The 26442-nt window shown below is 56.9% G+C and carries 26 protein-coding genes and 1 other RNA gene; 11 read left to right on the top strand and 16 right to left on the bottom strand.

Translation table 11 applies throughout. The features are described from left to right. Window positions 1–125: 125 nt before the first annotated feature. Window positions 126–1043, bottom strand: coding sequence for a LysR family transcriptional regulator (locus OCH02_RS24490; RefSeq protein ID WP_261433400.1), 918 nt, complete (start codon window positions 1041–1043; stop codon window positions 126–128). A gap of 224 nt (window positions 1044–1267) precedes the next feature. Here OCH02_RS24490 and OCH02_RS24485 point away from each other — a divergent pair, with 224 nt between their 5' ends. The 3 genes from OCH02_RS24485 to OCH02_RS24475 are packed head-to-tail and all read left to right on the top strand — an operon-like array spanning window position 1268 to window position 3995. Further along, a complete protein-coding gene (locus tag OCH02_RS24485; RefSeq protein ID WP_261433399.1) occupies window positions 1268–2461 on the top strand; it encodes an MFS transporter in 1194 nt (397 codons plus the stop codon). 12 nt (window positions 2462–2473) lie between these two features. Beyond that, window positions 2474–3502 (top strand): alpha/beta hydrolase, encoded by a 1029-nt coding sequence (locus OCH02_RS24480; protein WP_261433398.1) that lies wholly within the window; start codon window positions 2474–2476, stop codon window positions 3500–3502. 49 nt (window positions 3503–3551) lie between these two features. Continuing rightward, complete coding sequence (locus tag OCH02_RS24475) at window positions 3552–3995, top strand: cyclophilin-like fold protein (protein ID WP_261433396.1); 444 nt, start codon at window positions 3552–3554, stop codon at window positions 3993–3995. Between the two features lie 42 nt (window positions 3996–4037). Here the strand turns inward: OCH02_RS24475 and araD are convergent, their stop codons facing one another. From araD to OCH02_RS24420, 11 genes are all read right to left on the bottom strand, one after another. Continuing rightward, window positions 4038–4739: an L-ribulose-5-phosphate 4-epimerase gene (gene araD, locus OCH02_RS24470; protein WP_261433395.1), complete on the bottom strand. Its 702-nt coding sequence runs from the start codon at window positions 4737–4739 to the stop codon at window positions 4038–4040. Beyond that, on the bottom strand, window positions 4733–5593 hold the full coding sequence (locus OCH02_RS24465) for an L-ribulose-5-phosphate 3-epimerase (RefSeq protein WP_012146640.1): 861 nt from the start codon (window positions 5591–5593) through the stop codon (window positions 4733–4735). Before OCH02_RS24465 ends, araD begins: the two co-directional genes overlap by 7 nt. A gap of 1 nt (window position 5594) precedes the next feature. Next, window positions 5595–6251: a 3-keto-L-gulonate-6-phosphate decarboxylase UlaD gene (gene ulaD / locus OCH02_RS24460; protein ID WP_261433393.1), complete on the bottom strand. Its 657-nt coding sequence runs from the start codon at window positions 6249–6251 to the stop codon at window positions 5595–5597. Continuing rightward, complete coding sequence (locus OCH02_RS24455) at window positions 6248–7738, bottom strand: FGGY-family carbohydrate kinase (protein ID WP_315899244.1); 1491 nt, start codon at window positions 7736–7738, stop codon at window positions 6248–6250. The genes ulaD and OCH02_RS24455 overlap by 4 nt, the downstream gene beginning before the upstream one ends. Beyond that, entirely contained in the window at window positions 7738–9033 is a 1296-nt protein-coding gene (locus OCH02_RS24450) for an MFS transporter (RefSeq protein WP_261433392.1), read from the bottom strand. The genes OCH02_RS24455 and OCH02_RS24450 overlap by 1 nt, the downstream gene beginning before the upstream one ends. A gap of 108 nt (window positions 9034–9141) precedes the next feature. After that, window positions 9142–9612: a YhcH/YjgK/YiaL family protein gene (locus OCH02_RS24445; protein ID WP_261433391.1), complete on the bottom strand. Its 471-nt coding sequence runs from the start codon at window positions 9610–9612 to the stop codon at window positions 9142–9144. Between the two features lie 13 nt (window positions 9613–9625). Next, a complete protein-coding gene (gene yiaK / locus OCH02_RS24440; RefSeq protein ID WP_261433390.1) occupies window positions 9626–10624 on the bottom strand; it encodes a 3-dehydro-L-gulonate 2-dehydrogenase in 999 nt (332 codons plus the stop codon). Window positions 10625–10880: 256 nt separating this feature from the next. After that, the gene (locus tag OCH02_RS24435) at window positions 10881–11741 is read right to left on the bottom strand and encodes an SMP-30/gluconolactonase/LRE family protein (protein WP_261433389.1); all 861 of its coding nucleotides are present in this window, start codon (window positions 11739–11741) and stop codon (window positions 10881–10883) included. A gap of 11 nt (window positions 11742–11752) precedes the next feature. Then, entirely contained in the window at window positions 11753–12853 is a 1101-nt protein-coding gene (locus tag OCH02_RS24430) for a substrate-binding domain-containing protein (RefSeq protein ID WP_261433388.1), read from the bottom strand. Between the two features lie 15 nt (window positions 12854–12868). Further along, window positions 12869–13951, bottom strand: a complete 1083-nt coding sequence (locus tag OCH02_RS24425) for an ABC transporter permease (protein WP_261433387.1) — start codon at window positions 13949–13951, stop codon at window positions 12869–12871. Next, complete coding sequence (locus tag OCH02_RS24420; protein ID WP_261433386.1) at window positions 13944–15497, bottom strand: sugar ABC transporter ATP-binding protein; 1554 nt, start codon at window positions 15495–15497, stop codon at window positions 13944–13946. Before OCH02_RS24420 ends, OCH02_RS24425 begins: the two co-directional genes overlap by 8 nt. A gap of 363 nt (window positions 15498–15860) precedes the next feature. Between OCH02_RS24420 and OCH02_RS24415 the strand changes: the two genes are divergently transcribed. From OCH02_RS24415 to OCH02_RS24405, 3 genes are all read left to right on the top strand, one after another. Then, window positions 15861–16679 carry an IclR family transcriptional regulator gene (locus OCH02_RS24415; protein ID WP_012146630.1) on the top strand — a complete coding sequence of 273 codons (819 nt, stop codon included), beginning with the start codon at window positions 15861–15863 and terminating at the stop codon, window positions 16677–16679. Window positions 16680–16802: 123 nt separating this feature from the next. Continuing rightward, on the top strand, window positions 16803–17420 hold the full coding sequence (argO, locus tag OCH02_RS24410; protein WP_261433385.1) for an arginine exporter ArgO: 618 nt from the start codon (window positions 16803–16805) through the stop codon (window positions 17418–17420). A 111-nt stretch (window positions 17421–17531) separates the two neighbouring features. Further along, window positions 17532–18263 (top strand): oxidative stress defense protein, encoded by a 732-nt coding sequence (locus tag OCH02_RS24405; protein ID WP_012146628.1) that lies wholly within the window; start codon window positions 17532–17534, stop codon window positions 18261–18263. Window positions 18264–18454: 191 nt separating this feature from the next. On the opposite strand, the gene OCH02_RS24400 is transcribed toward OCH02_RS24405, so the two are convergent. Further along, a complete protein-coding gene (locus OCH02_RS24400) occupies window positions 18455–19348 on the bottom strand; it encodes a LysR family transcriptional regulator ArgP (protein WP_012146627.1) in 894 nt (297 codons plus the stop codon). Between the two features lie 203 nt (window positions 19349–19551). Here OCH02_RS24400 and rpiA point away from each other — a divergent pair, with 203 nt between their 5' ends. Together rpiA and serA are read left to right on the top strand one after the other, a co-directional pair. Beyond that, a complete protein-coding gene (rpiA, locus tag OCH02_RS24395; RefSeq protein ID WP_135317847.1) occupies window positions 19552–20208 on the top strand; it encodes a ribose-5-phosphate isomerase RpiA in 657 nt (218 codons plus the stop codon). A gap of 301 nt (window positions 20209–20509) precedes the next feature. Then, window positions 20510–21748 (top strand): phosphoglycerate dehydrogenase, encoded by a 1239-nt coding sequence (serA, locus tag OCH02_RS24390; RefSeq protein WP_261433384.1) that lies wholly within the window; start codon window positions 20510–20512, stop codon window positions 21746–21748. Between the two features lie 44 nt (window positions 21749–21792). Here the strand turns inward: serA and OCH02_RS24385 are convergent, their stop codons facing one another. From OCH02_RS24385 to zapA, 3 genes are all read right to left on the bottom strand, one after another. Further along, window positions 21793–22401 (bottom strand): 5-formyltetrahydrofolate cyclo-ligase, encoded by a 609-nt coding sequence (locus OCH02_RS24385; RefSeq protein WP_261433383.1) that lies wholly within the window; start codon window positions 22399–22401, stop codon window positions 21793–21795. 27 nt (window positions 22402–22428) lie between these two features. Beyond that, window positions 22429–22611: non-coding RNA, 6S RNA (gene ssrS, locus OCH02_RS24380), on the bottom strand. A 41-nt stretch (window positions 22612–22652) separates the two neighbouring features. After that, window positions 22653–22982: a cell division protein ZapA gene (zapA, locus tag OCH02_RS24375; protein ID WP_012146623.1), complete on the bottom strand. Its 330-nt coding sequence runs from the start codon at window positions 22980–22982 to the stop codon at window positions 22653–22655. Window positions 22983–23303: 321 nt separating this feature from the next. Between zapA and OCH02_RS24370 the strand changes: the two genes are divergently transcribed. The 3 genes from OCH02_RS24370 to ubiH are packed head-to-tail and all read left to right on the top strand — an operon-like array spanning window position 23304 to window position 26439. Beyond that, on the top strand, window positions 23304–23882 hold the full coding sequence (locus tag OCH02_RS24370; RefSeq protein WP_174355284.1) for a YecA family protein: 579 nt from the start codon (window positions 23304–23306) through the stop codon (window positions 23880–23882). Window positions 23883–23942: 60 nt separating this feature from the next. Next, complete coding sequence (pepP, locus tag OCH02_RS24365; protein ID WP_261433382.1) at window positions 23943–25256, top strand: Xaa-Pro aminopeptidase; 1314 nt, start codon at window positions 23943–23945, stop codon at window positions 25254–25256. Window positions 25257–25260: 4 nt separating this feature from the next. After that, the gene (gene ubiH / locus OCH02_RS24360) at window positions 25261–26439 is read left to right on the top strand and encodes a 2-octaprenyl-6-methoxyphenyl hydroxylase (RefSeq protein WP_261433381.1); all 1179 of its coding nucleotides are present in this window, start codon (window positions 25261–25263) and stop codon (window positions 26437–26439) included. Window positions 26440–26442 lie beyond the last annotated feature (3 nt).

Below are 26442 nucleotides of genomic sequence, written 5' to 3'. Positions count from 1 at the left end.
AGGCGAATGACGACCCTGTATCGTTCAAAACCGCCTGTGGGCAGCTTGCTGTCATAAGCTGGCGTTGTGACGAAAGCATCATGCCAACAATTTTAGAGCCAGAAGGCTTATCCCAATTCTCTGTTTCATTTGATTAAATTTACCGGATGTCGTTTCCGGGATATGCGCAGGGCATCAACCACCAATGAAAATGCGGGAGAGACTTGCTTGCGACTGGGATAGTAGAGGTAGTATCCGGGAAAAGGCTGACACCAGGCTTCGAGAACACGGAGCAGGCGGCCTTCCCTGATGTGTGAGCCAAACTCTTCTTCCGGAAGAAAAGCAATACCCAAGCCTGCCAGCGCCGCATCGACAATATGTTCGGATGTATTGAACGTAAGCTGTCCGCTCACCCGCACATTCAGATCGCCCCCATCCTGATCAAAATCCCAGACATAGAGCCCGCCAGATCGGACCATGCGCTGATTAATGCATTGATGTTGCGTCAGTTCATGAGGCGTTTGCGGGATGGGATAACGTGAAAAATAGTCCGGCGAGGCGACGGCCGCCATGCGTATTTTCGGGCCGATCGGCAGGGCAATCATATCCTTATCGATGGTATCTCCCAGGCGAACCCCGGCATCAAAACGGTCGGCGACGATATCGCGGAAGCCGTGGTTAGCATCGAACTCGATACGGATATCCGGGTATTCATGCAGCAGCGGCGCCAGTTTTGGCAGCAGTGTGGTGCGCAGGACATCCGGGCCGCAGGTGATTCGCACGGTGCCTGCGGGTTTATCGCGCAGCTCCGTGAGCATATCCAGCTCAGCTTCAATCTCGTCGAAGCGATTACCGATAGCCTGCAAGAGACGTTCTCCGGCAACCGTAGGCGAGACGCTTCGGGTGGTTCGGGTGAGCAGGCGGATCTGCATACGCTCTTCCAGGGCTGAAATCGCCTGGCTGAGGGCCGGTTGCGTCACACCCAGATGAGCCGCTGCACGCGTGAAGCTCCCTTCACGGGCCACGGTAACGAAATAAAGCAGGTCATTCAGGTTACGTTTCATTAGCTAGGCCCTCAGGATTAATAACCACAGCTTATAAGCCCATTAAGTATTCATTAGCTAGTCAGCCTACACCGGTCGTGTGAAAATTTCAGTAAGAGATAACCTCGGCGATAAACAACTATCGCTCTTCATTCTTGATACACATTTTGAGTCGCTATTCCGGTGAATAGCGTCCGCCCCCGGCTTGTCTGAATTTGGCCTGGGGATCGTCAGAGAGGTTGATTATGTCCACATTGAGCCGTGAAACACCGCATAACCAAGAGCGCGCATGCTGGAGCGGCGTTTTTGCCATGACCCTGTGTGTGTTTGTGCTGATTGCGTCGGAATTTATGCCGGTCAGCTTGCTGACACCCATTGCCAGGGACCTGGGCGTGACTGAGGGCTTGGCAGGGCAGGGCATTGCCATTTCCGGGGGGCTGGCGCTATTGACCAGCCTGGCAATGTCCAGCGTTGTCGGAAATCTGAACCGTAAAGTTCTTCTGTTAGGGATGACGGTTCTGATGGCAATGTCGGGGATGATTATCTCCCTGTCCTCCAGCTACCTGGTCTATATGGTGGGGCGAGCGCTGATTGGTATCGCTATCGGGGGATTCTGGTCGATGTCCGCTGCGACCGCCATTCGCCTGGTCCCTCAGCGTCTGGTGCCACGCGCATTAGCCATTTTTAACGGGGGTAATGCGCTGGCTACCGTTGTGGCAGCCCCTTTGGGTAGCTATCTGGGGGCAACCATCGGCTGGCGCGGGGCCTTTTTCTGTCTGTTGCCGGTGGCGATAGTGGCCTTCATCTGGCAGTGGTTCAGCCTGCCCTCAATGGTAGCCGATAAAGGCCGCCAGTCACGCGGCTCTATTTTTCGTCTGTTCAGCTACCCCGGTGTACCTACTGGCCTGTTGGCTTGTGGACTGTTCTTCATGGGCCAGTTCGCGCTATTTACCTACCTACGCCCGTTCCTTGAGGCGGTGACCCGGGTCGATGTCAGCACCTTAACCCTCATTCTGCTCATCATCGGCGTGGCGGGTTTTATTGGCACACTGTTCATTGGCGCTTTTTTGAAAGCCGGTTTTTACCCGACACTGATTGCCATTCCTCTGCTGATGGCGAGCATTGCCGGGATGTTGATCCTGGCCGGGCACAGCGTTTGGGTAGTTGCCCCCCTGCTGGGTATCTGGGGACTGATTGCGACTTCTGCGCCAACCGGATGGTGGGCATGGATTGCACGAACGCTGCCGAATGATGCTGAGGCGGGCGGCGGGCTGATGGTGGCAGCCATTCAGCTTGCCATAGCACTGGGATCCACCGCCGGTGGCTTTGCATTTGACCATCTCGGCTGGCAAAGCACATTTGCCCTGAGCGGCGGGTTGCTTCTCATCGCGGCCGCACTGACCTTTCTCACCGCACGTCAAAAACACAACACATATTAGAGGATTAGCTTCATGAAAAATATGACCCTGGCGCTGGGGCTGTTAATCAGCTCGTTCGCCGTCACTGCTGCCGATATGTCCAATGGCGCGGACAACTTCTACCAAAGCGATAAGGTCATACTGGAAAAAGTGACCTTCAAAAATCAGTACCAGATGAACGTCGTCGGCAATCTGTTTATTCCGAAAGAGATCAACCGTCATGTGAAAAATCCGGCGATCGTTATTGGCCACCCGATGGGCGCAGTGAAAGAGCAGAGTTCAAACCTGTACGCGCAAAAACTGGCGGAACAGGGGTTTGTGACGCTGGCGATTGATCTATCATTTTGGGGGGAAAGTGAAGGTAAACCGCAGCACTTAATCTCGCCGGAAATCTATGCTGACGACTTCAGCGCGGCAGTCGATTACCTGAGCACGCAGTCGTATGTAGATCCAGAGAAAATCGGTGTGTTGGGTATTTGCGGCAGTGGCAGCTTTGTTATTAGCGCCGCCAAAATAGACCCTCGCATGAAAGCGATCGCCACGGTCAGCATGTACGATATGGGTTCAGCTTTCCGTAATGGACTGAACCATTCTCAGTCGTTAGCGCAACGCCAGGCCTTTATTAAGTCTGCCATCGAACAGCGATTTGCCGAATTTAAAGGCGGCGCTACGGTTTACATCCCTGGAACGGTTAATAAACTGGATGATGCTACACCGGCAATCCAGCGTGAATTCTTTGACTTCTACCGTACTGAGCGCGGCGGCTATACGCCTAAGGGCGATAAAGAGGAACTGACTACGAAGCCTGTGTTGAGCAGCATCGGCAAGTTTATGAATTTCTATCCGTTCAATGATATTGAAACCATTTCACCACGCCCAATGTTGTTTATTACTGGCGACCAGGCACATTCGAAAGAATTCAGTGAAGATGCGTATAAACGCGCCGGGCAGCCGAAGGAACTGTTTGTGGTTCCAGGGGCTGGCCATGTCGATCTGTATGACCGCACTGACCTGATCCCTTTTGCTAAGCTGACATCGTTCTTCAAGACTAACCTGAAATAATGACAAAAGCCGCGCCCGAAAAGGCGCGGCATATTTCGGAGGAGACGGAATGAATAAACCGTGCTTTCTGTTACTTTGCCTGGTCGTGAATGGCCTGTTTCCCGTTTATGCCATTACCCCAGGTCAGACGGAAAAGGAAAACCCTATGACAATCAATATGAGCATCAATCAGCAGACATACGAAATTTCGTTGTCGGATACAGCGGCGGCCAAGGCTTTTGTTGAACAACTCCCTCTGACGCTGAACATGGAAGAGCTTAACGGCAATGAGAAATTTGCCGATCTCGCTCATAGCTTACCCGCCCGCCAGAGCAGACCGGGCGCCCTCCATGCAGGGGATCTGATGCTCTACGGCCACCAGACCCTGGTACTTTTTTACGAAACGTTTCAGACATCCTACAGCTACACCCCCATTGGCAAGGTTATTGCGCCAGAGGGGCTGAAAAAGGCGGTAGGTGATAAAAACATTGCCGTGCACTTTTACCGCGATTAGAGAGTGTTAAGCCCCGAAAACCATCATGGGGCCCCGGCCAATCTACTGCCCGTAATAAGCATTCTTGCCGTGTTTGCGCAGGTAGTGTTTATCCAGCAGCGCGGGCTGCATGCTGCCGATGCCCGGCGTCAGCTGGCGCGAGAAAATCCCCATATAGGCAATTTCTTCCAGCACCACCGCGTTGTGTACCGCGCTGTGCGCGTCCTTGCCCCAGGCGAAGGGGCCGTGTGAATTGACCAGCACCGCCGGAATGGCGTTCGGGCTGATACCGCGTCGGTGGAAGGTGTCGATAATCACCTTGCCGGTCTCCAGTTCGTAATCCTGCGCAATTTCGTCCTCGGTCATCAGCCGGGTGCAGGGAATGGCACCGTAGAAATAATCGGCGTGGGTAGTGCCCCAGGCGGGGATGTCCAGCCCGGCCTGCGCCCAGATGGTGGCGTGGCGCGAATGGGTGTGTACGATGCCGCCGATATCGGCAAATTCACGGTACAGCGCCAGATGGGTGGCGGTGTCCGAGGAGGGCTTTTTGCTGCCCTCGACGGTTTGCCCACTGGTGAGGCTGACCACCACCATGTCCTCGGCCACCATGTGTTCATATTCCACGCCGGAAGGCTTGATCACTACCAGCCCGCGTTCGCGATCCACCGCGCTGACGTTGCCCCAGGTGAAGGTCACCAGGTTATGGCGCGGCAGGTCGAGGTTGGCTTCCAGTACCTGTTGTTTCAGCTGCGACAGCGTTAGCATGTCATACCCCCTTGTTGCATTTTCTGTTCGATCCAACGGCGTGCCTGTACGATTTCAGCCACCGGCTCTTCGGCTTTCTCGGTCCACATCTCGATCAGGAAAGCGCCGCGATAGTTAAGCTGTTTCAGCGTGCGGAATAGCGCGACGAAGTCGACGCAGCCTTCGCCAAAGGGCACGTCACGGAACTGTCCCGGCGAGCTTTCGGTGACCGGATAGGTGTCTTTCAGATGGATGGCGGCGATGCGGTCAATGCCCAGCGCCAGCTCCTGCGCCACGTCATTGCCCCAGGCGCTGAGATTGCCGACGTCCGGATAGACCGTGAACCACGGCGATGCCAGGCAGGTATCCCATGCCTTCCACTTGCTGATTGAGTTCATAAACGCGGTGTCCATGATTTCCACCGCCAGCATCACCTGGGCGGCGGCGGCGCGTTCGACCGCCCATTGCATGCCCTCGGTGAAGCGGGCGAGGGTGCTTTCGTCCTGCTGTTCGTAATAGACGTCATAACCGGCGAGCTGGATGGTGCGGATACCCACGTCCTTCGCCAGTTGGATCGCCTGTTCCATCACCTCGAAGGCGCGTTGGCGCAGCGCATCGTCATGGCTGCCGAACGGAAAGCGGCGGTGGCCGGACAGGCACATCGACGGGATGCTGATACCGGTTTCCAGCATGGCGCTGACCAGCGACAGTCGCTGTTCTTTGCTCCAGCTCAGGCGTGCCAGCCGTTCGTCACTTTCATCCACTGACATTTCGACAAAATCAAAACCGCAGGCCTTGGCCAGCGCCAGACGCTCGGGCCAGGTCAGGTGTTTCGGCAGGGCTTTTTCATAAATTCCCAATGGGTGCTGGCGCATATCAACTTCTCCAGATGTCATCAATGACGGTGCGGAACTGACCGGCAGCGGCCAGCGGATCGGCCGCTTCTGCCAACGCCCGGCCGACGATAAAAGCGGTGACGGCGATGTCCTTAAACAGCGGTAAATCGGTCGGGGTGATGCCGCCAGTGACCGACAGCTCAATGCCCAGATCCGACAACGCTTTCATCAGATCCAAATCCTGCCGGCCCCAGGTTTGTCCGCTGGCCTGGGCGTCGCGGCCACGGTGGTAGATAGCCTGGCGGATGCCAAGCTCGCGCCACTGCCGGGCATCGTCCAGCGTCCAGCGGCCGAACAGCTCAATCTGGATCTCGCCCTGGTGCTGTTGCGCCACCTCCAGCGCGCTGCTCATGGTGGCTAACGGCGCGGCGCAGATCACCGTCATCCAGTTGGCACCGTGGCTGAAGGCCTGCTGCGCCAGCGTGCCACCGGCATCGGCCACTTTCAGGTCGGCCACCAGCGTATGTTGTGGGCAGCGTTCACGCAGCGCGCTCACCGCCTGGATACCGGCGCTGATGCATAAAATGGTGCCGGCCTCGATAATGTCGACGTGCGGCTGCAGGCGTTCTGCCGTTTGCAGGGCGGCGTCCAGCCGGGTGTGATCGAGCGCCAGTTGCAGACGCGGTTTGTTGCTCATAGGGCCTCCTTACCGGGTTGATTGAGCGTTTGCAGCGTGGCTATCAGCGCCTCATAACATTGATATTTTTTACCGTAAGCCTCTGCTGCTGCTGAGTCCGGCAGCACCCGTTCGATGCGCGGTGCCAGCGCTCGCTGGGCGGCGGTGAAATCGCTGAATACGCCGCTGCCGACCATTGCCGCCATGGCTGCCCCCAGGCAGCCGGTTTCTTCCACCTGCGGCAGTTCCACCGGCAGGCCGCTGACGTCGGCGAACATTTGCATCCAGGGGGCGGATTTGGCCGGACCGCCGGTGACGCGCAGCGCGGTAGCCGCAGGGAAGCGTTGCCGCATGCGGTTGAGGTGGGTCATATGGCAGAACACCACGCCTTCATAAATCGCCTGTACCAAATGCTCGCGCTGGTGGAAGGCCTGCATGCCGTGGAAGCTGGCGCTCAGGCCGAGCCCGGCGTTGGAGCCGTACAGGAAGGGAACAAACAGCAGGCGGCTGTCGGCTTTCGGCAGCGTTGCCACCCAGTCGTTGAGCTGGGCGTAGTCCTGCAGCCCCCATTGTCGGCAGAACCACTCCAGGTTGGCGGCAGAGGTTGGGCTGGCTTCGTGCACAATGTATTTGCCGGCTTCGGCGTGGCGACCATAAACAAACGGGTGGTCGAAACCGTCGGTGATTTTGTCGGTAATGCCGCTGGTAACCGACCAGGTGCCCATCACTGCGTTGAGCCGCGTTTCGTCGTGTAACCCGGCGCACAGCGCGGTGGACACCACATCGAACAGCCCGCCGACCACTGGCGTACCTGCCAATAGCCCGGTTGTCTTTGCAGCGGCGGCGTTGATCCGTCCGGCGATTTCGGCCGAACCGACAATCGGCGGCAGGGTGGGCATGATGTCGCCAATGCCCAGCAGCTGTGCCAGCGCAGGGTCATAGCGACCGTCGGCCATATGGTAAAGATTGGATTCGGAGATATTGGTTTCTTCACAGGCCAACTCGCCGGTCAGGCAGTAGCGCAGATAATCGTGGGCCATCAGCACGCTGCCGATCTGGCGGTAACGTTCCGGCTGATGTTGCCGAACCCAGCGCAGCAGCGACACCGGGTGGCCGGTCCACAGCGTTTGCCGGGTCTGCGGATACAGCGCTTGCGGCACGCCCCGTTTTTGCCATTCCTGCACCAGCGTCAGTGCGCGCTGGTCAGAAGACAGCATGGCATTGCCCAGTGGCTGCCCTTGCTGGTCCAGCAGAAACGCCCCTTTGCCCTGCGCCGAGATGCCGACCGCCTGAATATCCCCGGCGGCAATCTGGTTGCGGGTCAGCAGCTCGCGGATCACCTCGGCAGCGGTGTGCCACAGCGCAGGCATGTCCCGCTCCGCCCAGCCGGGCTGGGGCGAGATAATTTCCAGGTTGCGGCGAGCGATGCCCAGCTCAGCCCCCTGACGGTCATACAGCCCGGCTTTGATAAAGGTGCCGCCGCAGTCCAGCCCCAACCAATAGTCCATTATTCGGCCCTCGCGCTGTGGTCGCATTTGTTCGGCAGCATCAGCGCCAGCACCGAGGCAATGGCCAGTGATACCGCCAGGCTGTAAACGCCGACGTCCTTGCTGAACAGGCTGATCAATACGCCGACCATATAAGGGCCGCAGAAACCGCCCAGGTTGCCCAGCGCGTTGATCACGCCGCGTGCCCCACCGGCCACTTCGGCATTGAACAGTTTGGGAGGAATGGTCCAAAACACCCCGGCGGCGGCCTGGATGAATACCCCACAGCCGACCAGCGCCGCGTAAGACCACCAGATGTGATCTTTCAACAGCACCGACAGCGCCATGCAGATGGCGAAGCAGGCCAGCGGCAGCGCGACGAAGATTTTGCGTTTTCCGGTACGATCGGAGAGTGAGGAAATCACCAGCATGCCGAAGATGGCACCGATGTAGGGCAGAATCGCCAGCATGCCGACCTGCTCCATGTTGCCGTTGGTCAGCCCCTTGAGGATGGTCGGCAGCCACAGGGTGTAGCCGTAAATCCCGGTCTGGTAGAAGAAGTTAACCAGGATCAGCTGCCACATGATCTTGTCGCCCAACACCCGGCGCAGCGAGGCGTTGCGCACCGTTTTGCCTTTGATCAGCAGCTGTTCGTCATGCAACGTTTTGATCAGGTAGTCTTTTTCCGCTGCTGAAATCCACCTGGCCTCCTGCGGACGGTTGCTGATGGTGAAGTACCACAGCACCATTACCACCAGCGACAGCGCGCCTTCCACCAGAAACAGCATACGCCAGTCCCAGACGGTGATGATCCAGCCGGACAGCGGGGCGGTGAGAATACCGGCGATCGGCACGAACATAATGACGATGGCGTTGGCACGGCCGCGTTCCTTGTCCGGGAACCAGTTGCTGATCATGGTCAGCACCACCGGCAACATGCCGCCCTCGGAGACACCCAGGGCAAAGCGCAGGAACAACAGTTGGTACTGGTTACTGACCAGCCCGGTCAGCACCGAAATAATCGCCCAGGCCAGCAGCGACCACCCGATGAATTTCTTGCCGTTGCCGTACACCGCCAACTTGCCGCCGGGCACCTGCAGGAACAGATAACCGATAAAGAAGATGCCGCCGGCCAAACCGGCCATCGAGGCGGTAATACCCAGCTCGGCATCCATACCACCGGGCATGGCGAAGGCGATATTCACCCGGTCCATATAGGAAATAATGCAGGTGATCAGGATCGGCGGCACGATCCGCAGCCAGCGTAATTTGGGGATCGCCGGGTTTTGAGTGACAGAAACAGAGGCAATATTCATATATACACCTGTAGGGTCAGATTTTATTGTTTTGGTGGTTTAAGGCGCAGGGGCGCCCACACCCGCCCGTAGGCCGATGATTTTTATCTTTGATTTCTTTGCTGTCGGTCAGGCGCTAAATAATGCCAGCGGTATTTTCACCACTACTTTACGAATATCGCAGGGTTGTTGATGAATACAGGCCGGGCGATGAACATCCTGCGGGAAAAATACCGCAAAATTACCGGGCTGCATGGTTAACCAGGATTCATCCGCGACGTCCTGATAAAAAATAATGTCGCGCTGCGCCAGTAATTCCTGGTGGATCGGGTTATCGCCACGATCCGCCGCCACGCCGATCAATTCGCTGCCGCTGACCAGAAACTGCACATCAACATTTTGACGGTGCACTTCGGGCCGCAGAGCGCTCGGTTGCTGGGTGTGCAGATCCAGCACCTGTACTACATAGCCGGTCGCGGGATCCTGATAACGTCCGGCGGGCAGTGCGCTGAAATCCGTGCCTTGCAAATAGGCGATGGCGTGAGCCACCGGTGCCGGGTAGTGCTCCGCTGAGGTATTGGCGATATGGCCGAAGATCATGGTGTTTCTCCTGTTACAGCGCCTGAATGCGCGCCCAGACGCGCTCATCCACCGGAATGCCGTCACGCATGTTTTCTGCATGAATACGTGGGAATTTATGGCCCGGCAGGCGGATAGCCACCTCCGGGTTATCGCGTTCGGCGCTGGTGATGTAGTCCATGATGCGCTGCAGTTTTGCATCGCGAGTGGCACCGTCGATCAAGCGTTCGATCTCAATGGCGATAAACACCTGTGACACGCCGTACTCGTCACTGTTGTCCTCGGTGACGTCCGCGACTGAAGATCCGCCGGAAAGCAGGGTGGCGATCATATCCAGCACGACCGACAGCGCCGATCCTTTCCAGTAGCCCATTGGAAGAATGCGACGGTTCTCTTCAATGGTGGCCGGATCGCGCGTCAATTGCCCGTCGTTGTCAAAGCCGCCGTCCACTGGCAGGGTTTTGCCCGCCAGCCGGTTCAGCTCCAGCGCGCCATAGGAGAACATCGACATCGACATATCCACCATGGTGATTGGGTTACCCGGCACCGCGACGATCAATGGATTGGTGCCGATGCGGCACTCTTTGGCCCCCCAGGGCGGCATCACTGCTGCTGAGTTGGTCCAGCAAATGCCGATATAGCCTTTCTCTGCCGCTTGCCAGCCGTAGCCGCCGCCGCGCATCCAGTGGTTGGCATTACGCAGGGCCACCAGCCCGATGCCGTGGCCGTCGGCTAACTGCATGGCGCGATCCATCATTTTGCGGGCGGTGAGGTTACCTATGCCCTGATGGGCGTCCCATTGCTCAATTGCACCCAGCGACAGCAGCTTGCTGGGCTCGGCGTCCGGCACAATATCGCCAGCGTCCAACTGCTGAATAAAACGTGGGAAACGGTTAACGCCGTGGGAGTAAACGCCGCTGGCGGAGGTATCGGCGAACATACCGGCACAGTCATCGGCGGTGCCTTCCGCCACGCCCCGCGCCAATAGCACGCGTTTGAATTGCTGCTTTAGATCGGTGTAACTCACTCTCATGCTGATTCTCCGCCACGGTGCATTTGTTTGTTTTATGTTCTCTGAATTTCATTATACGGAATTGCATTTCAAATAAATGCTATACCTGCGGTTAAACGAAGTCAAAGCGACGGAGGAGAAAGTTATTTATATAAAACAGTGTGTTAAATTAATCTGATGGATTTGTGATCGACAACACATTTTGGGGCGTTGGCGTGCTTCAGACGTGGCAAAGCAGAGCGGAACAGGCCCGCTCTGCCAACATCATTTTTCCCCGTTATCCGCGAGTATTCAGCACCATGCGGTATAACGAGGTGGTGGCGGTAATGTACAACTCATTGCCGTCCGGCCCACCGAAGGTGCAGTTAGAGACGCGTTCCGGCACCTCAATCTTACCGAGCTGTTTCCCCTGGCTGTTGAAGATCAGTACCCCATCGGCACAGCTGCAAAACAGGTTACCGATCGCATCAACACAAAAGCCGTCCGGGAAGCCGGGCGCTACGCTGACGAAACGCCGACCGGCGTCCAGTTCACGCCCATTGACCTGATACACCCGCAGTTCACTGCGCCCGAGGGTCGGGAAATCAACGATCGACATGTCCGCCACATATAACAGTGACTCATCCGGTGAGAACGCCAGGCCGTTTGGCCGCTGCAGGTCACTGGCGGCAATGTTCAGCGAGCCGTCGCGCGGATCAAAACAGTAGAGGTAGCAGCCGATGATCTGGCTTTCCGATTTGTAACCCTCTTCATCCCCGGTAATGCCATAGGGCGGGTCGGTAAACCAAAGGGTGCCATCGGAGCGAACCACCAGGTCATTGGGGGAGTTGAAGCGCTTGCCGTCTACCCGATCGACCAGCATTTGCATCTCACCGTTGCTTTCGGTGCGGCTGATACCGCGCCGCCCGTGTTCGCAGCTGATCACCCGTCCTTCGGCATCGCGCGCATTGCCGTTGGCATAGTGCGACGGGGAGCGCCACAGGCTCAGTTCTCCCTGTCGCGACCAGTGGAACATGCGGTTGCCTTTCACGTCGCTGAACACCACCGCATCCTGCAGCGGCAGCCACACCGGCCCCTCGGCCCAAATGGCCGGTGAACACAGGCGTTCAAGCGGGCGACCTGTCATCAGTGGGTTCATGCTGCCTCCGCTTACTTCACGCCCCAAATGGCTTTGTAGTGGCCCTGATAATCATTTTGCGGGTCATACAGGTTGCTGCTGCCACCGTCGGCAGCGATATTGTCGCGGGTCACCAGGTGCGCCGGGGTGACGTAGCCGGAAGGCGGCTGTTTGGCGAAGGCGCGGTTAAACTCATCCAGCAGTTGCCAGCCGTGCAGTTTAAGCGGTTCCGGTACCGTAGCCGATTGGCTACCCCCAGAGCGGATGCGTTGGTAGGCGGAAATAGAGCCGTCCCCGGCCGAGATGCTGTAGGGCGCATTGTTGCCGCCTTTGCCCGCGGTTTTCAGCGCCGGGGCCATAAAATCAAAATACAGATCGTTAATGGCCAGCGCGTACTGGAACTGGTCACCGTATTTTTGCAGCAGGCTGAAAGTCATGGCCGGCATGCGGTTGGCGGTATCCGCCAGCGGGGTGTCGATAAACTCGACCACCTTGCAGCCACTGCATTTGCCGATTTCCTCTTTCATTACGTTGGCTTTGTCCAGCGCGATTTGGTACAGCGAATCGGTAAAGATCAACACGCTGGCCTTGCCGCCGGACTGCACCACCGCATACTGGGCGGCGATGCGAGCTACGTCATTGGAGTCGGAGGTGACATTGTAAAACACGTTGTACCTGGCGATTGGCCCCGGCTCAGGCACCGCATGCCAGCCGGTCAGCACAATGCCTTGCTGGATGGCTTTTTTCAGCGGGATCTTGGCTACGTTCGGGTTCCAGCCGCCGATTACGATACCGTCTGGCTTCTGGGCAATTGCCTGGTTCAGTGAAGCCAGCTGATCTTTCACTGAGCCGCCGCCATCCAGGGTTTCCAATTTCCAGCCGGCCGCTTTCGCCGCTTCGCTCAGCCCTTCCTGCACGCCCTGCACGCCGCCGTTTTTCATGTCCGAAGCGATAAAGATGATTTTCTTGTTGGCCTGCAACTGCGGGCCGCTGGTGGGGCCATCCCACTGGGTGACGCTGGCGGTGGCCTTGGCGACCGCCGCCGTGGCCTGGTCGAGATAGGCATCGGCCCAGGCGGATGAGGCGGCACCGGCCAGCAGCAGGGTGGTGGGCAATATCCAAAGACGTTTCATAGGGTGAACTCCTGGTTAAGGATTGATCGCTTTTTGGTTATTTTTATCAGCCGGAGTGGCTGGGCTGCGTTGAACCGCTTTTTGATTGAGTAGCCGACGGCGTTGGGCGTAGCCTGCCAGCGTGATTGACAGCAACAGCGTCGCACCGTTAAACAGCGGTTCGACCCAGAACTCGCCGCCGAACTGTTGGATACCGGCGATGCCGATAGCCAGAATGGCAATGCCGACCACGGTGCCCCAGACGTTAACCCGACCGGGACGAATGGTGGTACTGCCAAGGAAGGCACCCACCAGCGCGGGCAATAGATAGTCCATGCCGACGCTGGCCTGGCCAACACCCTGCTCGGCGGCGATCAGCACCCCGCTAAAGCCGGTCAGCACGCTGGAGGCGATAAAGGCACCGATGGTAAAGCGATTGACCGAAATGCCGTTCAGCCGCGCCGCCGCCGGGTTACCGCCGACGGCATACATACAACGGCCCAGCGGCGTGTGTTCGGTGATCAACCACAGCACCACCGCGACGATCAACACGTAGAACGCCACGATCGGGATCCCGCCGATCTCGGTGTGGTGCAGGGCGATAAAGGCGTCCGGCAGATCGCCGACGATCTGTCGTCCGCCGGAATGCCACAGCGCAATGGCATACAGCACGGTGCCGGAACCCAGGGTGGCGACGAAACTGTCGATATCCGCCAGCGCCACCAAAATACCGTTCAACAGGCCGTACAGCGCGGAGAGTGCCAGCACCGTCAGCACCGCCATCTGCCACGAAAAGCCGTATTCCACCTGTAAGGTAATGGCCAGGATATGCCATAGCACGATGCCGAAGCCGACGTTAAGGTCAATTTTGCCGACGATCATCGGGATGGTCGCCGCCAGCGCCAACAGGGCGATTTTTGCTTTGCTGGAGAGGATCGCCTGCAGCGTCAGCATGGAGGCGAACGTGGGGGAGATCAGTGAAAACAGGATCACCAGCGCAATGCACAGCAACAGCAGGCCGTAGCGGGTAAGAACCTGCATCAGCCACGGGCCGGCGCCGTCCTGCGACAGGCTGACTCTTTGTTCCAGTGCCGTTGATTTAACAGATGTTTTAGACATGACCCACCTCAGATTCTAACCTTGTCTCGAGAGTTTCCCCGGCGCTGGCGGAGGCCAGTTCCAATAAATTGGCGAATGACACCTGCTGATTTTTCAGCTCGCCGACCACTTTTCCCCGGTTAAACACCAGTGCGCGGTTGCAGATATGGGCGATCTCCTCAAAGTCGTTGGAGATAACCAATACCGCCACGCCTTCCTCCAGGGATTTATTTAACAGATGGTAGATTTCCGCCCGTGCGCCGACGTCGACGCCGGCGGTGGGATCTTCCAGGATCAGCAGGGGGGCGGCCAGATGCATCCAGCGTGCCATTACCACCTTTTGCTGGTTGCCGCCGGACAGGGCGCTGATATCGATATTGACGTCCTTGGGCCGCACGTCGAACAACTGGACTTTCCACCAACTGGCACCGATCTCGGCCCGGCGGCTGTAGCGTGACAGCAGTTTGTGGCCGCTGGCGACAGGGTTGATAAACAGGTTTTCACGCACGCTCATCGACATCACCAGGCTTTCGCCGGTGCGATCCCCTGCGACCAATGAGACGCCGCAGGCCATGGCTTGCTGCGGGCTGCTGGCAGTGTAGCCCTGCTCGCGAAAGCGGACTTCGCCTTCATCAGCGTGACGCAGGCCAAACAGTAACCGGCCAATTTCTTCCTGACCGGCACCGCGCAGACCGGCCAGCGCCAGCATTTCCCCAGGCTGCAGATTGAAGCTGACCGGGCCGATATCACCGACCACCACGTTATTGAGCTGCAGCACGGGCGGCCGATTTTCGGGTAGAGGTTCACGCTGATCGTCAGCCATCGCTTCGCCGACGATCATCTGCACCAGATCGCGCAGCGAAAAATCGGCGGTATTGCCACCCGCCACATAACGGCCGTCGCGCATAACGCACACCCGGTCGGCAATTTCGATCACTTCATCCAGCCGATGGGTGACGTAAATCATGCCGACCTTTTTGGCTCGTAGCCGGTTAATCACCGCGAACAGGTGGCGCACATCGTTGGCGGGCAGTGAGGCGGTGGGCTCATCCAGCACCAGCAGTTCGGCATTGACCGCGACCGCTCGGGCTATCGCCAACAGCGATTTTTCGGTCCGCGACAGTTCGAAGACTCTGGCGTCGGGATCCAACTCTATGCCGACATCCTGCAGTGCCTGAACGGCACGGCGGCGAATGGCACGCCAGTCGATCAGGCCGAAACGACGTGGGAAACCCATCACCAGCGCCATGTTTTCCGCTACCGTCATCCATTCGATCAGCCCGAGATCCTGATGAATAAAGGCAATAGGCTGGCGGCTGTCACTTTTTATCGCCGCGGCGGAGGCTATGCTGGCCCCTTGAAACTGAATATCGCCCCCGTCGCGTGGGTAAACCCCGGCCAGTACTTTGATCAGCGTCGATTTGCCCGCGCCATTTTCGCCCAGCAAGGCCAGGACTTCGCCCGGCATCACCTGCAGGCTGACGTCATTCACCGCGACGTTACCGCCAAAGCGTTTGACGATATGGCTGAGGGTGAGAATGGGTTGTTCCGCATTTTCTGGTGTCATGTGATGCGCCCCTGGTCCCTGCATCCGCGATCGGCGTGATGCCAGTTGGTGGTTATATCGCCTTTAAATTTCAATATACGAAATTCGATTTCAAAAAATAATATGCTGATTGCCGATCTAAAGCAAAGCCAGAGGAGTTTTAATTATCCTTTTAAAACAATTTGTTATTTATCTCTTTGCGGAATTGTGACGCACAGCTCACTTCGGAAGTTAGCGGAATGTTGCGAGTTTTTAACCCGCTGACGACAATGAAACGGCGTTCCGTCTTCACCTGATGCGGGCCTTGGGGTAACATTCCCGGCAAAGGGACCGTTTGCCACGCCGCGGCGTTGGCTGGCGGCTCGACACTGGAGAAATTGCGCTATGAGCCTGAAAGCTGTCGACGAGAAAGATGACAAGAAAGACAAACCCCTGGGCAGCCAAAGCCTGTTCCGTGGTTTGCAACTGATTGAGATCCTGAGCAACTTCCCTAACGGCTGCCCACTGGCGCACCTGTCTGAGTTGGCCGGTATGAACAAAAGTACGGTTCATCGCCTGCTGCAAGGGCTGCATACCAGCGGTTATGTCACTCAGGCGCCGTCGCCCGGCAGCTATCGCCTGACCACCAAGTTTATTTCTGTCGGTCAGAAGGCGCTTTCTTCGCTGAATATTATCCATGTCGCCGCGCCGCATCTGGAACAGCTCAATCTGGAAGTGGGGGAGACGGTTAACTTCTCCAGCCGTGAAGACGACCATGTCATTTTGATCTACAAGCTGGAGCCAACCACCGGCATGATGCGCACTCGCGCCTATATCGGCCAGCATATGCCGCTGTATTGCTCGGCGATGGGCAAGATTTTTATGGCCTACGGCAACAGCGACTATCCCGATCGTTACTGGCAAACCCATCAGCATGAAATTCAGACGTTGACGCGCAATACCATCACCGAGTTGCCGAAGATGTATGAGGAACTGGCCGATATTCGCAAGCAGGGCATGGCGATGGATCGCGAAGAGAATGAGCTGGGGGTGTCCTGCGTGGCGGCACCGGTATTTGATATTCAACAGCGGGTGCCTTATGCGGTTTCGGTCTCTTTGCCGACCGCCAAACTGCAACAGATTGGTGTCAAAGCCCTGATTAAGCCGGTGCTGGCGACCGCACAGCGTATTTCTCAGGAGCTGGGATTTGTTATTCCCGCCTGATTATTAGCCTTGCTGATAGTTGATTAGAAATATCAATTTCACCTAATAATTTTTTCCTCCTATGATGCGCGTATTGACCGATACGCGCCGCTGAACGGCGCTTTTTTCTCTGTGAGGAATACCATGCTAGCCGTCTTTTTGCAGGGCTTCGCCCTGAGCGCCGCGATGATCCTGCCGCTTGGCCCACAAAACGTTTTTGTTATGAATCAGGGTATTCGCCGCCAGTATCATCTGATGGTCGCTTCCCTGTGCGCGCTGAGCGATATCGTGCTGATCTGCGGCGGGATTTTCGGTGGCAGCGCCTTACTGAGCCGCTCGCCGCTGCTGCTGGCGCTGGTGACCTGGGGCGGGGTAGCTTTTTTGCTGTGGTACGGCTGGGGAGCATTTCGTACCGCATTTAGCCGACAACTGGCGCTGGCGATGGCGGAGGAACTGAAGCAAAGTCGCTGGCGGCTGGTGGTTACCATGCTGGCGGTGACCTGGCTGAACCCGCATGTCTATCTCGACACCTTTGTAGTGCTGGGAAGTTTGGGGGGGCAATTGACGCCGGACGTACGCTCCTGGTTTGCGCTGGGGGCAGTGAGCGCTTCCATCGTTTGGTTCTTCGCGTTGGCGCTGTTGGCCTCCTGGCTGGCGCCGTGGCTGAAAACCCAAATGGCGCAGCGCGTCATTAATATATTGGTCGGGGTGGTGATGTGGGGCATCGCCTTGCAGTTGGCCTGGCAAGGGGCAAGTTTATGAGAATTTGTCACTAATCCGAATTCAAAAACCCGTGCGATATGCTAGCTTTGATGCCAAGGAACTGGCCTTTCAGGCCGGTAATCAGTTAGAGCCTGTCATCAAGGAGACACCGTGAAGCTTAAAGCATTGGCTATGGCCGCAATGATTGGATTAGGGACGTTACCTCTGGCGCTGCAGGCGGCAGAAGTGCCGGAAGGGCCGCACGTAGTGACCTCGGGCACCTCCAGCGTTGACGCGACGCCAGATATCGCCACCCTGGCAATCGAGGTCAGCGTTTCATCCAAAGACGCCGCCCAGGCGAAGAAGCAGGTTGATGAGCGCGTGGCGCAATATTTTGATTTCCTGCAAAAAAACAATATTGAGAAGAAAGACATCAGCGCCGCTAATCTGCGCACCCAGCCGGAATATGATTACCTGAAAACCGGTGAGTCGGTGCTGAAAGGCTACCGTGCCGTTCGTCAGGTACAGGTGACGTTGCGCCAGTTGGACAAATTGAACGAGCTGCTGGACGGTGCGTTGAAATCCGGTCTCAATGAGATCCGTTCCGTTGAGCTGGGTGTGGCAAAACCGGATGTTTACCGGGAGCAGGCGCGTCAGAAGGCCATCGAGAACGCGACACAGCAGGCGGCTTCATTGGCGAAAGGCTTTAACGCCAAGCTGGGGCCGGTATACAGCATTCGTTACCATGTCGCCAACTACCAGCCGATGCCGGTAGCGCGTATGTATAAATCGGCGGGTGCGGCAGCGGAAAGTGACGCGGCACAAACCTACGAACAGCAAAGCATTCACTTTGACGATCAGGTGGATGTGGTGTTTGAGCTGCAGCGCAACGCGGCACAATAATTCAGGCGTGTTTCAGTAAGAAAAAGGTTCGCTAATTGAGGGGGGAAGTGGTTTTTGAACCTGAGATACCCGGGCCTAGCGCACCGAGGGGCACTTCGGCGGACAAGCCGCTACGACCCCTTCGGCACGCTCTCCCTAATAACGGACTTTGTTAGTAATCTGAGGTTCGCCCTACGGCGAACCTTTTTTCGTTAATCCTGGCGCAGAACCTGGCGGCCGTGCTCCAGCAGGGCATCTGTCACTTTACGCATCATGCGGCTCTCCGGCGCGAAGCGGTGCCAGAACAGCATGCGGCGCTGGAACAGGCCCGGCGTCAGATCGATCAGTTCACCCGAAGCCAACTCTTTCTCAATCTGCAGATGCGGGATCATACAGCAGGTGGTGCCCTGGCGTGCCAACTGCACGAAGGCTTCCGACGAGTTCACGATATGGCAGGGCACGCTGCCCGGCGACAGATCAAAGTTCTGCTGCAGGAAAGCCTGGTGCATGTCGTCGAGATGATCGAACGCCACCGCCGGTGCTTTGAGCAACGCGGAGCGCGTAACCCCGTTCGGGAAGTAGCGCTCGGCAAAACCTTTCGAGGCGACAAACAAATAGTCCAGAGCGCCCAGTTGATCCACCAGGCAGCTTGGCAGCGGCTGCGGCTGAATACTTACCGCGCCAACCACTTCACCCCGGCGCAGGCGTTCCTGAGTGCGGGTTTCGTCTTCTACCTGCAGGTTCAGGCGGATAGGCGAATCTGTCAGCACCGGTTTCAATGCCGGTAGCAGCCAGGTCGCCAGGCTGTCGGCGTTAACCGCCAGCGACAGCAGCAGCGGCGTATCAATGCCGGTATCGTTGCCCAGCCACTCTTCTTCCAGTAATTCCACCTGGTGCAACAGCGCCAGCAGCTTTTGGCCCTGCTCGGTCGGGCGTGGCGGCACGGTACGCACCAACAGCGGTTGGCCAAACAGGTTTTCCAACTGCTTGATGCGCTGGGATACTGCCGATTGTGTGATGCAAAGTTTTTGCGCGGCGCGCTCAAAGCCACGCTCACGGATCACCGCGTCCAGCGCTTGCAGCGTTCGATAGTCTGGGCGTTTCATCGGAAAGATATCCCTTAAAGTAAATTGATGCAGGCACTATGCCACATCTCTGGTGTATTACAGGTGGAAAATCACCGGGCCATTTTGCCGCACCGCGCCTAAAAATGCGGCTTGGCGTGTAGAAGTGTGATCCTGCCTAAGTGAAAAATAGCGATTTACCCTATAATACGCACACGTTTTCGTACAGAGGCAGTGGACATATTATGACGCAGGATGAACTGAAAAAAGCGGTTGGCTGGGCAGCACTGGATTACGTTACCCCGGGCACCATCGTTGGGGTCGGCACTGGCTCGACCGCCGCCCACTTTATTGACGCGCTCGGCTCGATCAAGCACCAGATCGAAGGGGCGGTGTCCAGCTCTGATGCCTCAACCGCCAAGCTGAAAAGCCTCGGTATTCATGTTTTCGACAGCAATGAAGTGGATTCACTGGATATTTATGTCGACGGCGCGGATGAAATCAACCGCCATATGCAGATGATCAAAGGCGGCGGCGCTGCGCTGACGCGTGAAAAAATCATTGCTGCTATCGCGCGCAAATTTATCTGTATTGTCGACTCCAGCAAACAGGTTGAAGTGTTGGGTAAATTCCCACTGCCGGTAGAAGTGATCCCGATGGCTCGCTCGTACGTAGCGCGTGAGCTGGTGAAGCTGGGCGGGCTGCCGGAGTATCGTCAGAATGTCCTGACCGATAACGGCAACGTGATCCTCGATGTGCATAATCTGAGTATCATGGACGCCATTGCGCTGGAAAACAAAATCAACGGCATCGCCGGTGTGGTGACCGTGGGTCTGTTCGCCAACCGGGGTGCCGATGTGGCGCTGGTGGGTACGCCTGACGGCGTGAAGGTTGTCGAATAATGTAGTGCCCCTCCAGGTATGCGGTCTTGGATCCCATCGGGCCGCATAATTCACTGGTTAAAATATCTTTTATTAAAAGCGCCAAATTTGGTGACATATGTCACATTGTGAGCGATAGCTCCACGAAGCTTCTGCCTATTTCTTTCCCTATGGCATTTTCTGCCAGAAACCGCTAACAACGCTGCGCCTTGTACTGACGGGCGGGCAATCGTTTGTATTGCCGCCTGCGTTATTTTTGTTATGTTGGATGCGTGCTGTTTCACAACAGCCGCTTCTGAAGTCTGAACATAGGGTCGGGTAAATGGCAAAAGTATCATTGGAGAAAGACAGGATTAAATTCCTGTTGGTGGAAGGGGTTCATCAGAGCACGGTAGATAATCTGCTGGCAGCCGGATATACCAACATTGAATATCACAAAGGTGCGTTAGACACCGAATCGCTTAAGGCATCGATCCGCGATGCTCACTTCGTCGGTATTCGATCGCGCACGCATCTGACCGAAGAAGTTTTCGCTGCCGCAGAGAAGCTGGTGGCGGTTGGCTGTTTCTGTATCGGCACTAATCAGGTTGATCTGAAGGCGGCGACCAAACGCGGCGTTCCGGTGTTTAACGCACCTTTCTCTAATACCCGATCCGTGGCTGAAATGGTGCTGGGCGAACTGCTGCTGATGTTGCGCGGCATTCCGTCCGCCAACGCCAAAGCGCACCGTGGCGAATGGCAGAAACTGGCCGTCGGCTCGTTTGAAGCGCGCGGCAAGAAACTGGGGATTATCGGCTACGGCCATATCGGCACCCAACTGGGTATTCTGGCTGAAGGCCTGGGCATGAAAGTGTTCTTCTACGATATCGAGAACAAGCTGCCGTTGGGTAATGCCCAGCAGGTACGCCACCTGTCCGATCTGCTCAATATGAGCGACGTAGTGACACTGCACGTGCCGGAAACCCTGTCGACCAAGAACATGATGGGCGCAGAAGAGCTGGCGTTGATGAAGCCAGGCTCGATTCTGATCAACGCCTCGCGCGGTACCGTGGTGGATATCCCAGAATTGTGCAAAGTTCTGGCCAGTAAGCATTTGGCCGGTGCGGCTATCGACGTATTCCCGGAAGAGCCTGCTACCAACAGCGAACCGTTCAACTCCCCGCTGTGCGAGTTCGACAACGTGATCCTGACCCCGCACATTGGTGGTTCTACTCAGGAAGCACAGGAAAACATCGGTGATGAAGTGGCCGGCAAGCTGGCGAAATACTCTGACAACGGTTCGACCCTGTCGGCGGTAAACTTCCCGGAAGTATCACTGCCCGCGCATGGCCCTAACGCCAGCCGCTTGCTGCACATCCATGAAAACCGCCCTGGCGTACTGACGCAGATTAACCAGATCTTCGCTGAAGAAGGGGTGAACATCGCCGCGCAGTACCTGCAAACCAGTCCGGAAATCGGCTATGTGGTTATCGATATTGAAGCGGAAACCGAACGTGCTGATGCTGCACTGCAACGCATGAAGGCTATTGACGGCACTATCCGTGCTCGTCTGCTGCTCTGATTGAACGTGCTGTAACGATAAAGGCCGGATTTTTCCGGCCTTTTCTATTTGGCTATCTGCCATGTCCAATTTTGAGATGGGGTAATGATTTCCGGCAACGGGATATCCCAATGCTCCACCGGCAGCTGTTCCACCTGCTGGCAGTCATGCGCTAACCCGATCGGGTAGGGGCCGAAGTGTTGCCAGTTTTGCAGAGTGCGATCGTAAAAACCGCCGCCCATCCCCAAACGCTGGCCCGAACGGTCAAACGCCACTAATGGCGTCAGCACCACGTCGAGTGATCCGATCGGCAAGACGTTGCGTACATCGAGCTGTGGCTCAAGGATATTGAAACGGTTGTTAACCAGCGGCGTTTCCGGGGTGTAACGCAGGAACAGCAGGTTGCCGGGGCTAAACGGGTGCAACACCGGCAGATAGACTTGCTTAGCCTGTTGCCATAACCGCTCAATCAGTGGACGGGTATCCAACTCACCGTCAAACGACAAAAATACTGCAATGCTGTGTGCCGCCTGGATGCGCGGATGCGCAGCGATACGTTCGGCAGTTTGCAGGGCAAAGTTATTTTGTTGTTCAGAGGTTAGAGCACGTCGACGCTGACGGATTTGGTTACGGATGTTTTGCCGCTGCTGGGCATACTGGGCTTGAAAAGACATAGTCAGCACACTTACCGCTGAGAAAGGGGAATCTCCGAGATGCCGTCGCAGGCTGTAACCCTTGAACCCATGGTTCAAGGTGAACGTGCTGTCGCAATCTTAAGGCTTCTCGGCGGGCCGAGCATGCACACCGATCGCGGATCATCACATTCTGTTGGTACTAAATATCGGCTCAGGGGACTGGCCCGCTGGCGAACATCTCAGAGAAATTTTTTACTCATTGCCAAAATCTTGGATTTCAGCAACTTAAGTTATTCGAATTGTGCATCCTGACGTTCAGAGATGCGACCCTGTTCAAGCAAAGCCTGTTCAATGGTCTGTTGTAGCATGCGAATGCGTTGTTCCATATTGGACGCATAATCACGGGTTTTCAACCGTTCTTGAGCAAGTTCGTGACAAACATTCAATGCTGCGATGAAAACGAGCTGCTCAGTATTTGTGACTCTAGTGCGAACTTTAAGATCTTGCAACCGTTCGTTAAGATCGACCGCTGCCATGTTCAACGCATCTTGTTGTTCTGGCGGGCAATTGACTCTTAAAGAGCGACCAAAAATTTGAATATCTACTGGTTGTGCAGACATGCCACCTTCCTGCCTAAATTTCGCGCCAGCCTCAACCAGCCCCTACCGGGCCGTCTAAAGCGGGCGCCACTATATATACCTCGGTACCAAGATACAACCCCTTTTTCAGTACCTGGTTGTAATCTACTGCGACAGACATTACCAGTCAAAAAAGGGTTTCAAAATGCGTATTTAGCTTCATTTTGTTCCCTGCCGGCAGTGTGTGAGATCTGACACATCACGATTATAACTAGCCACTGAGGCGTCGTGCTTATCTGGTACAGCGACGGACCTTGGTGGTAGCATAACACGAACTTATCCTGCCAACGATGACGAATACGCATGTCTATACAGAATACATTTCCAAGTTACCAATCTTTGACCCTTGCCCTCAACCAGCAAGCGGTGGCGTTGACCGCAGCAGAAATGCACGGCCTGATTAGCGGCCTGCTGTGCGGTGGCAGCCGCGACGCCGGCTGGCAGTCGCTGGTGTATGATCTGACTAACGAAGGCGTGGCCTTCCCGCAGGCGTTGAGCCAACCTCTCCAGCAACTTCATGAAATTACGCGTGAAACGCTGGAAGACGATGATTTCATGTTCCAACTGATGATGCCGGAAGGTGAGACGGTCAGCGTGTTCGATCGCGCCGACGCGCTAAGCGGTTGGGTGAACCACTTCCTGCTCGGGCTCGGCATGATGCAGCCGAAACTGGCTCAGGTGAAAGACGAGGTGGGTGAGGCGATTGACGATCTGCGCAACATCGCCCAACTCGGTTATGAAGAAGACGAAGACCAGGAAGAGCTTGAGCACTCTCTGGAGGAAGTGGTGGAGTATGTGCGGATGGCGGCCATTTTGTGCCACACCGAATTTACTCGCCGCAAGCCGACGGCACCGGAAAATGCCAAACCGACCTTGCACTAAATACCCGATTTCACGTCCTTAAGGCCGTGAACACAGGCAGATTGATTTCAGGAGAAGGTGATGACTCAGCAGGAATTCAACAGCCGCCGTCAGGCGCTGTTGGCGAAAATGGCTCCGGCCAGCGCGGCGATTATTTTCTCTGCGCCGGAAGCGACGCGCAGTGCCGATACTGAATATCCTTACCGTCAGAACAGCGATTTTTGGTACCTGACCGGCTTTAACGAGCCGGAAGCGGTGCTGATTCTGGTGAAGAGTGACGAGACGCATAACCACAGCGTGCTGTTCAACCGGGTGCGCGATTTGGCGGCGGAAACCTGGTTTGGCCGCCGTCTGGGCCAGGATGCCGCTCCGGCAAAGCTGGGGATAGACCGCGCTCTGCCGTTCAATGAAATCAACGACCAATTGCCTCTGTTGCTCAATGGCCTGGACGTGGTTTACCACGCACAGGGCCAATACGCCTATGCCGATCAAATTCTGTTCAACGCGCTGGACAAGCTACGCAAAGGCTTCCGCCAGAATCTTCAGGCACCGGCGACCCTGACCGACTGGCGTCCGTGGCTGCATGAAATGCGCCTGTTCAAGTCGTCCGAAGAGATGGTTATCATGCGCCGCGCAGGTGAAATTAGTGCGTTGGCCCATACCCGCGCGATGGAGAAATGCCGTCCCGGGATGTTCGAATATCAGCTCGAGGCGGAAATTCATCATGAGTTTACCCGCCTTGGTGCCCGCTCTCCGTCCTACAACACCATCGTCGGTGGTGGAGACAACGCCTGCATCCTGCATTACACCGAGAACGAGAGTGAATTGCGCGATGGCGATCTGGTGTTGATCGACGCCGGCTGTGAGTTTAAAGGCTATGCCGGTGACATCACCCGTACTTTCCCGGTCAACGGCAAATTCAGCCGACCGCAGCGCGCGGTATATGACATCGTGCTGGCGTCACTGACGCGGGCGCTGGAGATGTTTAAGCCGGGCATCAGCATCCGTGTGGTGAATGATGAAGTCGTGCGCATCATGATTACCGGGATGGTAGAGCTGGGGATCCTGAAAGGCGAAGTGGAACAGTTGATTGCCGAGCAGGCCCATCGTCCGTTCTATATGCATGGCCTTGGCCACTGGTTGGGGCTGGATGTACATGATGTCGGCCATTACGGCACGCCGGATCGCGACCGTACGCTGGAGCCGGGTATGGTGCTGACGGTTGAACCGGGGCTTTACATTGCGCCGGATGCCGACGTACCGGAGCAATATCGCGGCATGGGCATTCGTATTGAAGACGACATTCTGATCACCGCGACCGGCATTGAGAACCTGACTGCCAGCGTCGTGAAAGACGCTGACGCCATCGAAGCACTGATGGCGGCGGCAAGGTAATGGCATGAGTGTAATCATCGTTGGCGGCGGTATGGCGGGCGCGACTTTGGCGTTGGCCATTTCATCGCTTACTCAGGGACGATTGGCGGTTGATCTGGTCGAAGCGACCCGACCGGACGACCGCAGCCATCCGGGATTTGACGCCCGCGCCATTGCCCTGGCGCAGGGCACCTGTCAGCAGTTGACGCGCATCGGCGTTTGGCCGGCGCTGCGTGACTGCGCGACGGCCATCACCCAGGTGCACGTTAGCGATCGCGGCCACGCCGGGTTCGTTAATTTGCACGCGCAGGATTATCAGGTTGACGCGTTGGGGCAGGTGATTGAGCTGCACGACGCCGGTCAACGGCTGTTTGCTCTGCTGGCCAAGGCGCCCGGCGTTACGCTGCACTGCCCGGCCCGAGTGGTCGATGTGGTGCGCACCGCGGAGCAGGCCGACGTGCTGCTGGATAATGGTCAGCGCATCAGCGGAAAACTGCTGGTGGCGGCAGACGGCTCGCGTTCGGCGCTGGCACAGGCCTGTAATGTGCAGTGGCAGCAAAGTGACTATCCGCAGTTTGCTACCATCGCCAATGTCACCACCGCCGAGCATCCACAGGGGCGCGCTTTTGAACGCTTCACCCGGTATGGGCCGCTGGCATTATTGCCGATGTCTCAGGGACGAAGCTCACTGGTGTGGTGCCATGCGCGTGAAGATCGCCAGCAGGTTGACGGCTGGGACGACGAACGTTTTATCAGTGAATTGCAGCAGGCATTTGGCTGGCGTTTGGGGCGCATCCTTCGCGCCGGGAAACGTCACAGCTATCCGCTCAGCCTATTGACCGCCAATCAGCATGTCAGCCATCGCCTGGCACTGGTGGGCAATGCCGCGCAAACGCTGCACCCGATCGCCGGGCAGGGGTTCAATCTCGGCCTGCGTGACGTGATGTCGCTGGCGGAAACCCTGGCCGAGGCGCAGCAGGCCGGAGAAGATCCCGGTGGCTATACGCTGTTGGGCCGTTACCAACAACGGCGGCAGCAAGATCAGCAGGCGACCATCGGCGTGACAGACGGCCTGATCCGGCTGTTCGCCAATCGCTACGGCCCCCTGGTGGTCGGGCGCAATCTGGGCCTGATGGCGATGGCCCGGTTACCGGCGGTGCGAGACGCCTTTGCCAAGCGTACTTTGGGCTGGGTCGATCGCTAAGCG

Source organism: Serratia quinivorans, assembly GCF_946227985.1.
Lineage (GTDB): Bacteria > Pseudomonadota > Gammaproteobacteria > Enterobacterales > Enterobacteriaceae > Serratia > Serratia quinivorans_A.
The sequence above is the reverse complement of the archived record's forward strand: the minus strand, read 5'-3'. Positions and strand labels throughout refer to the sequence as shown.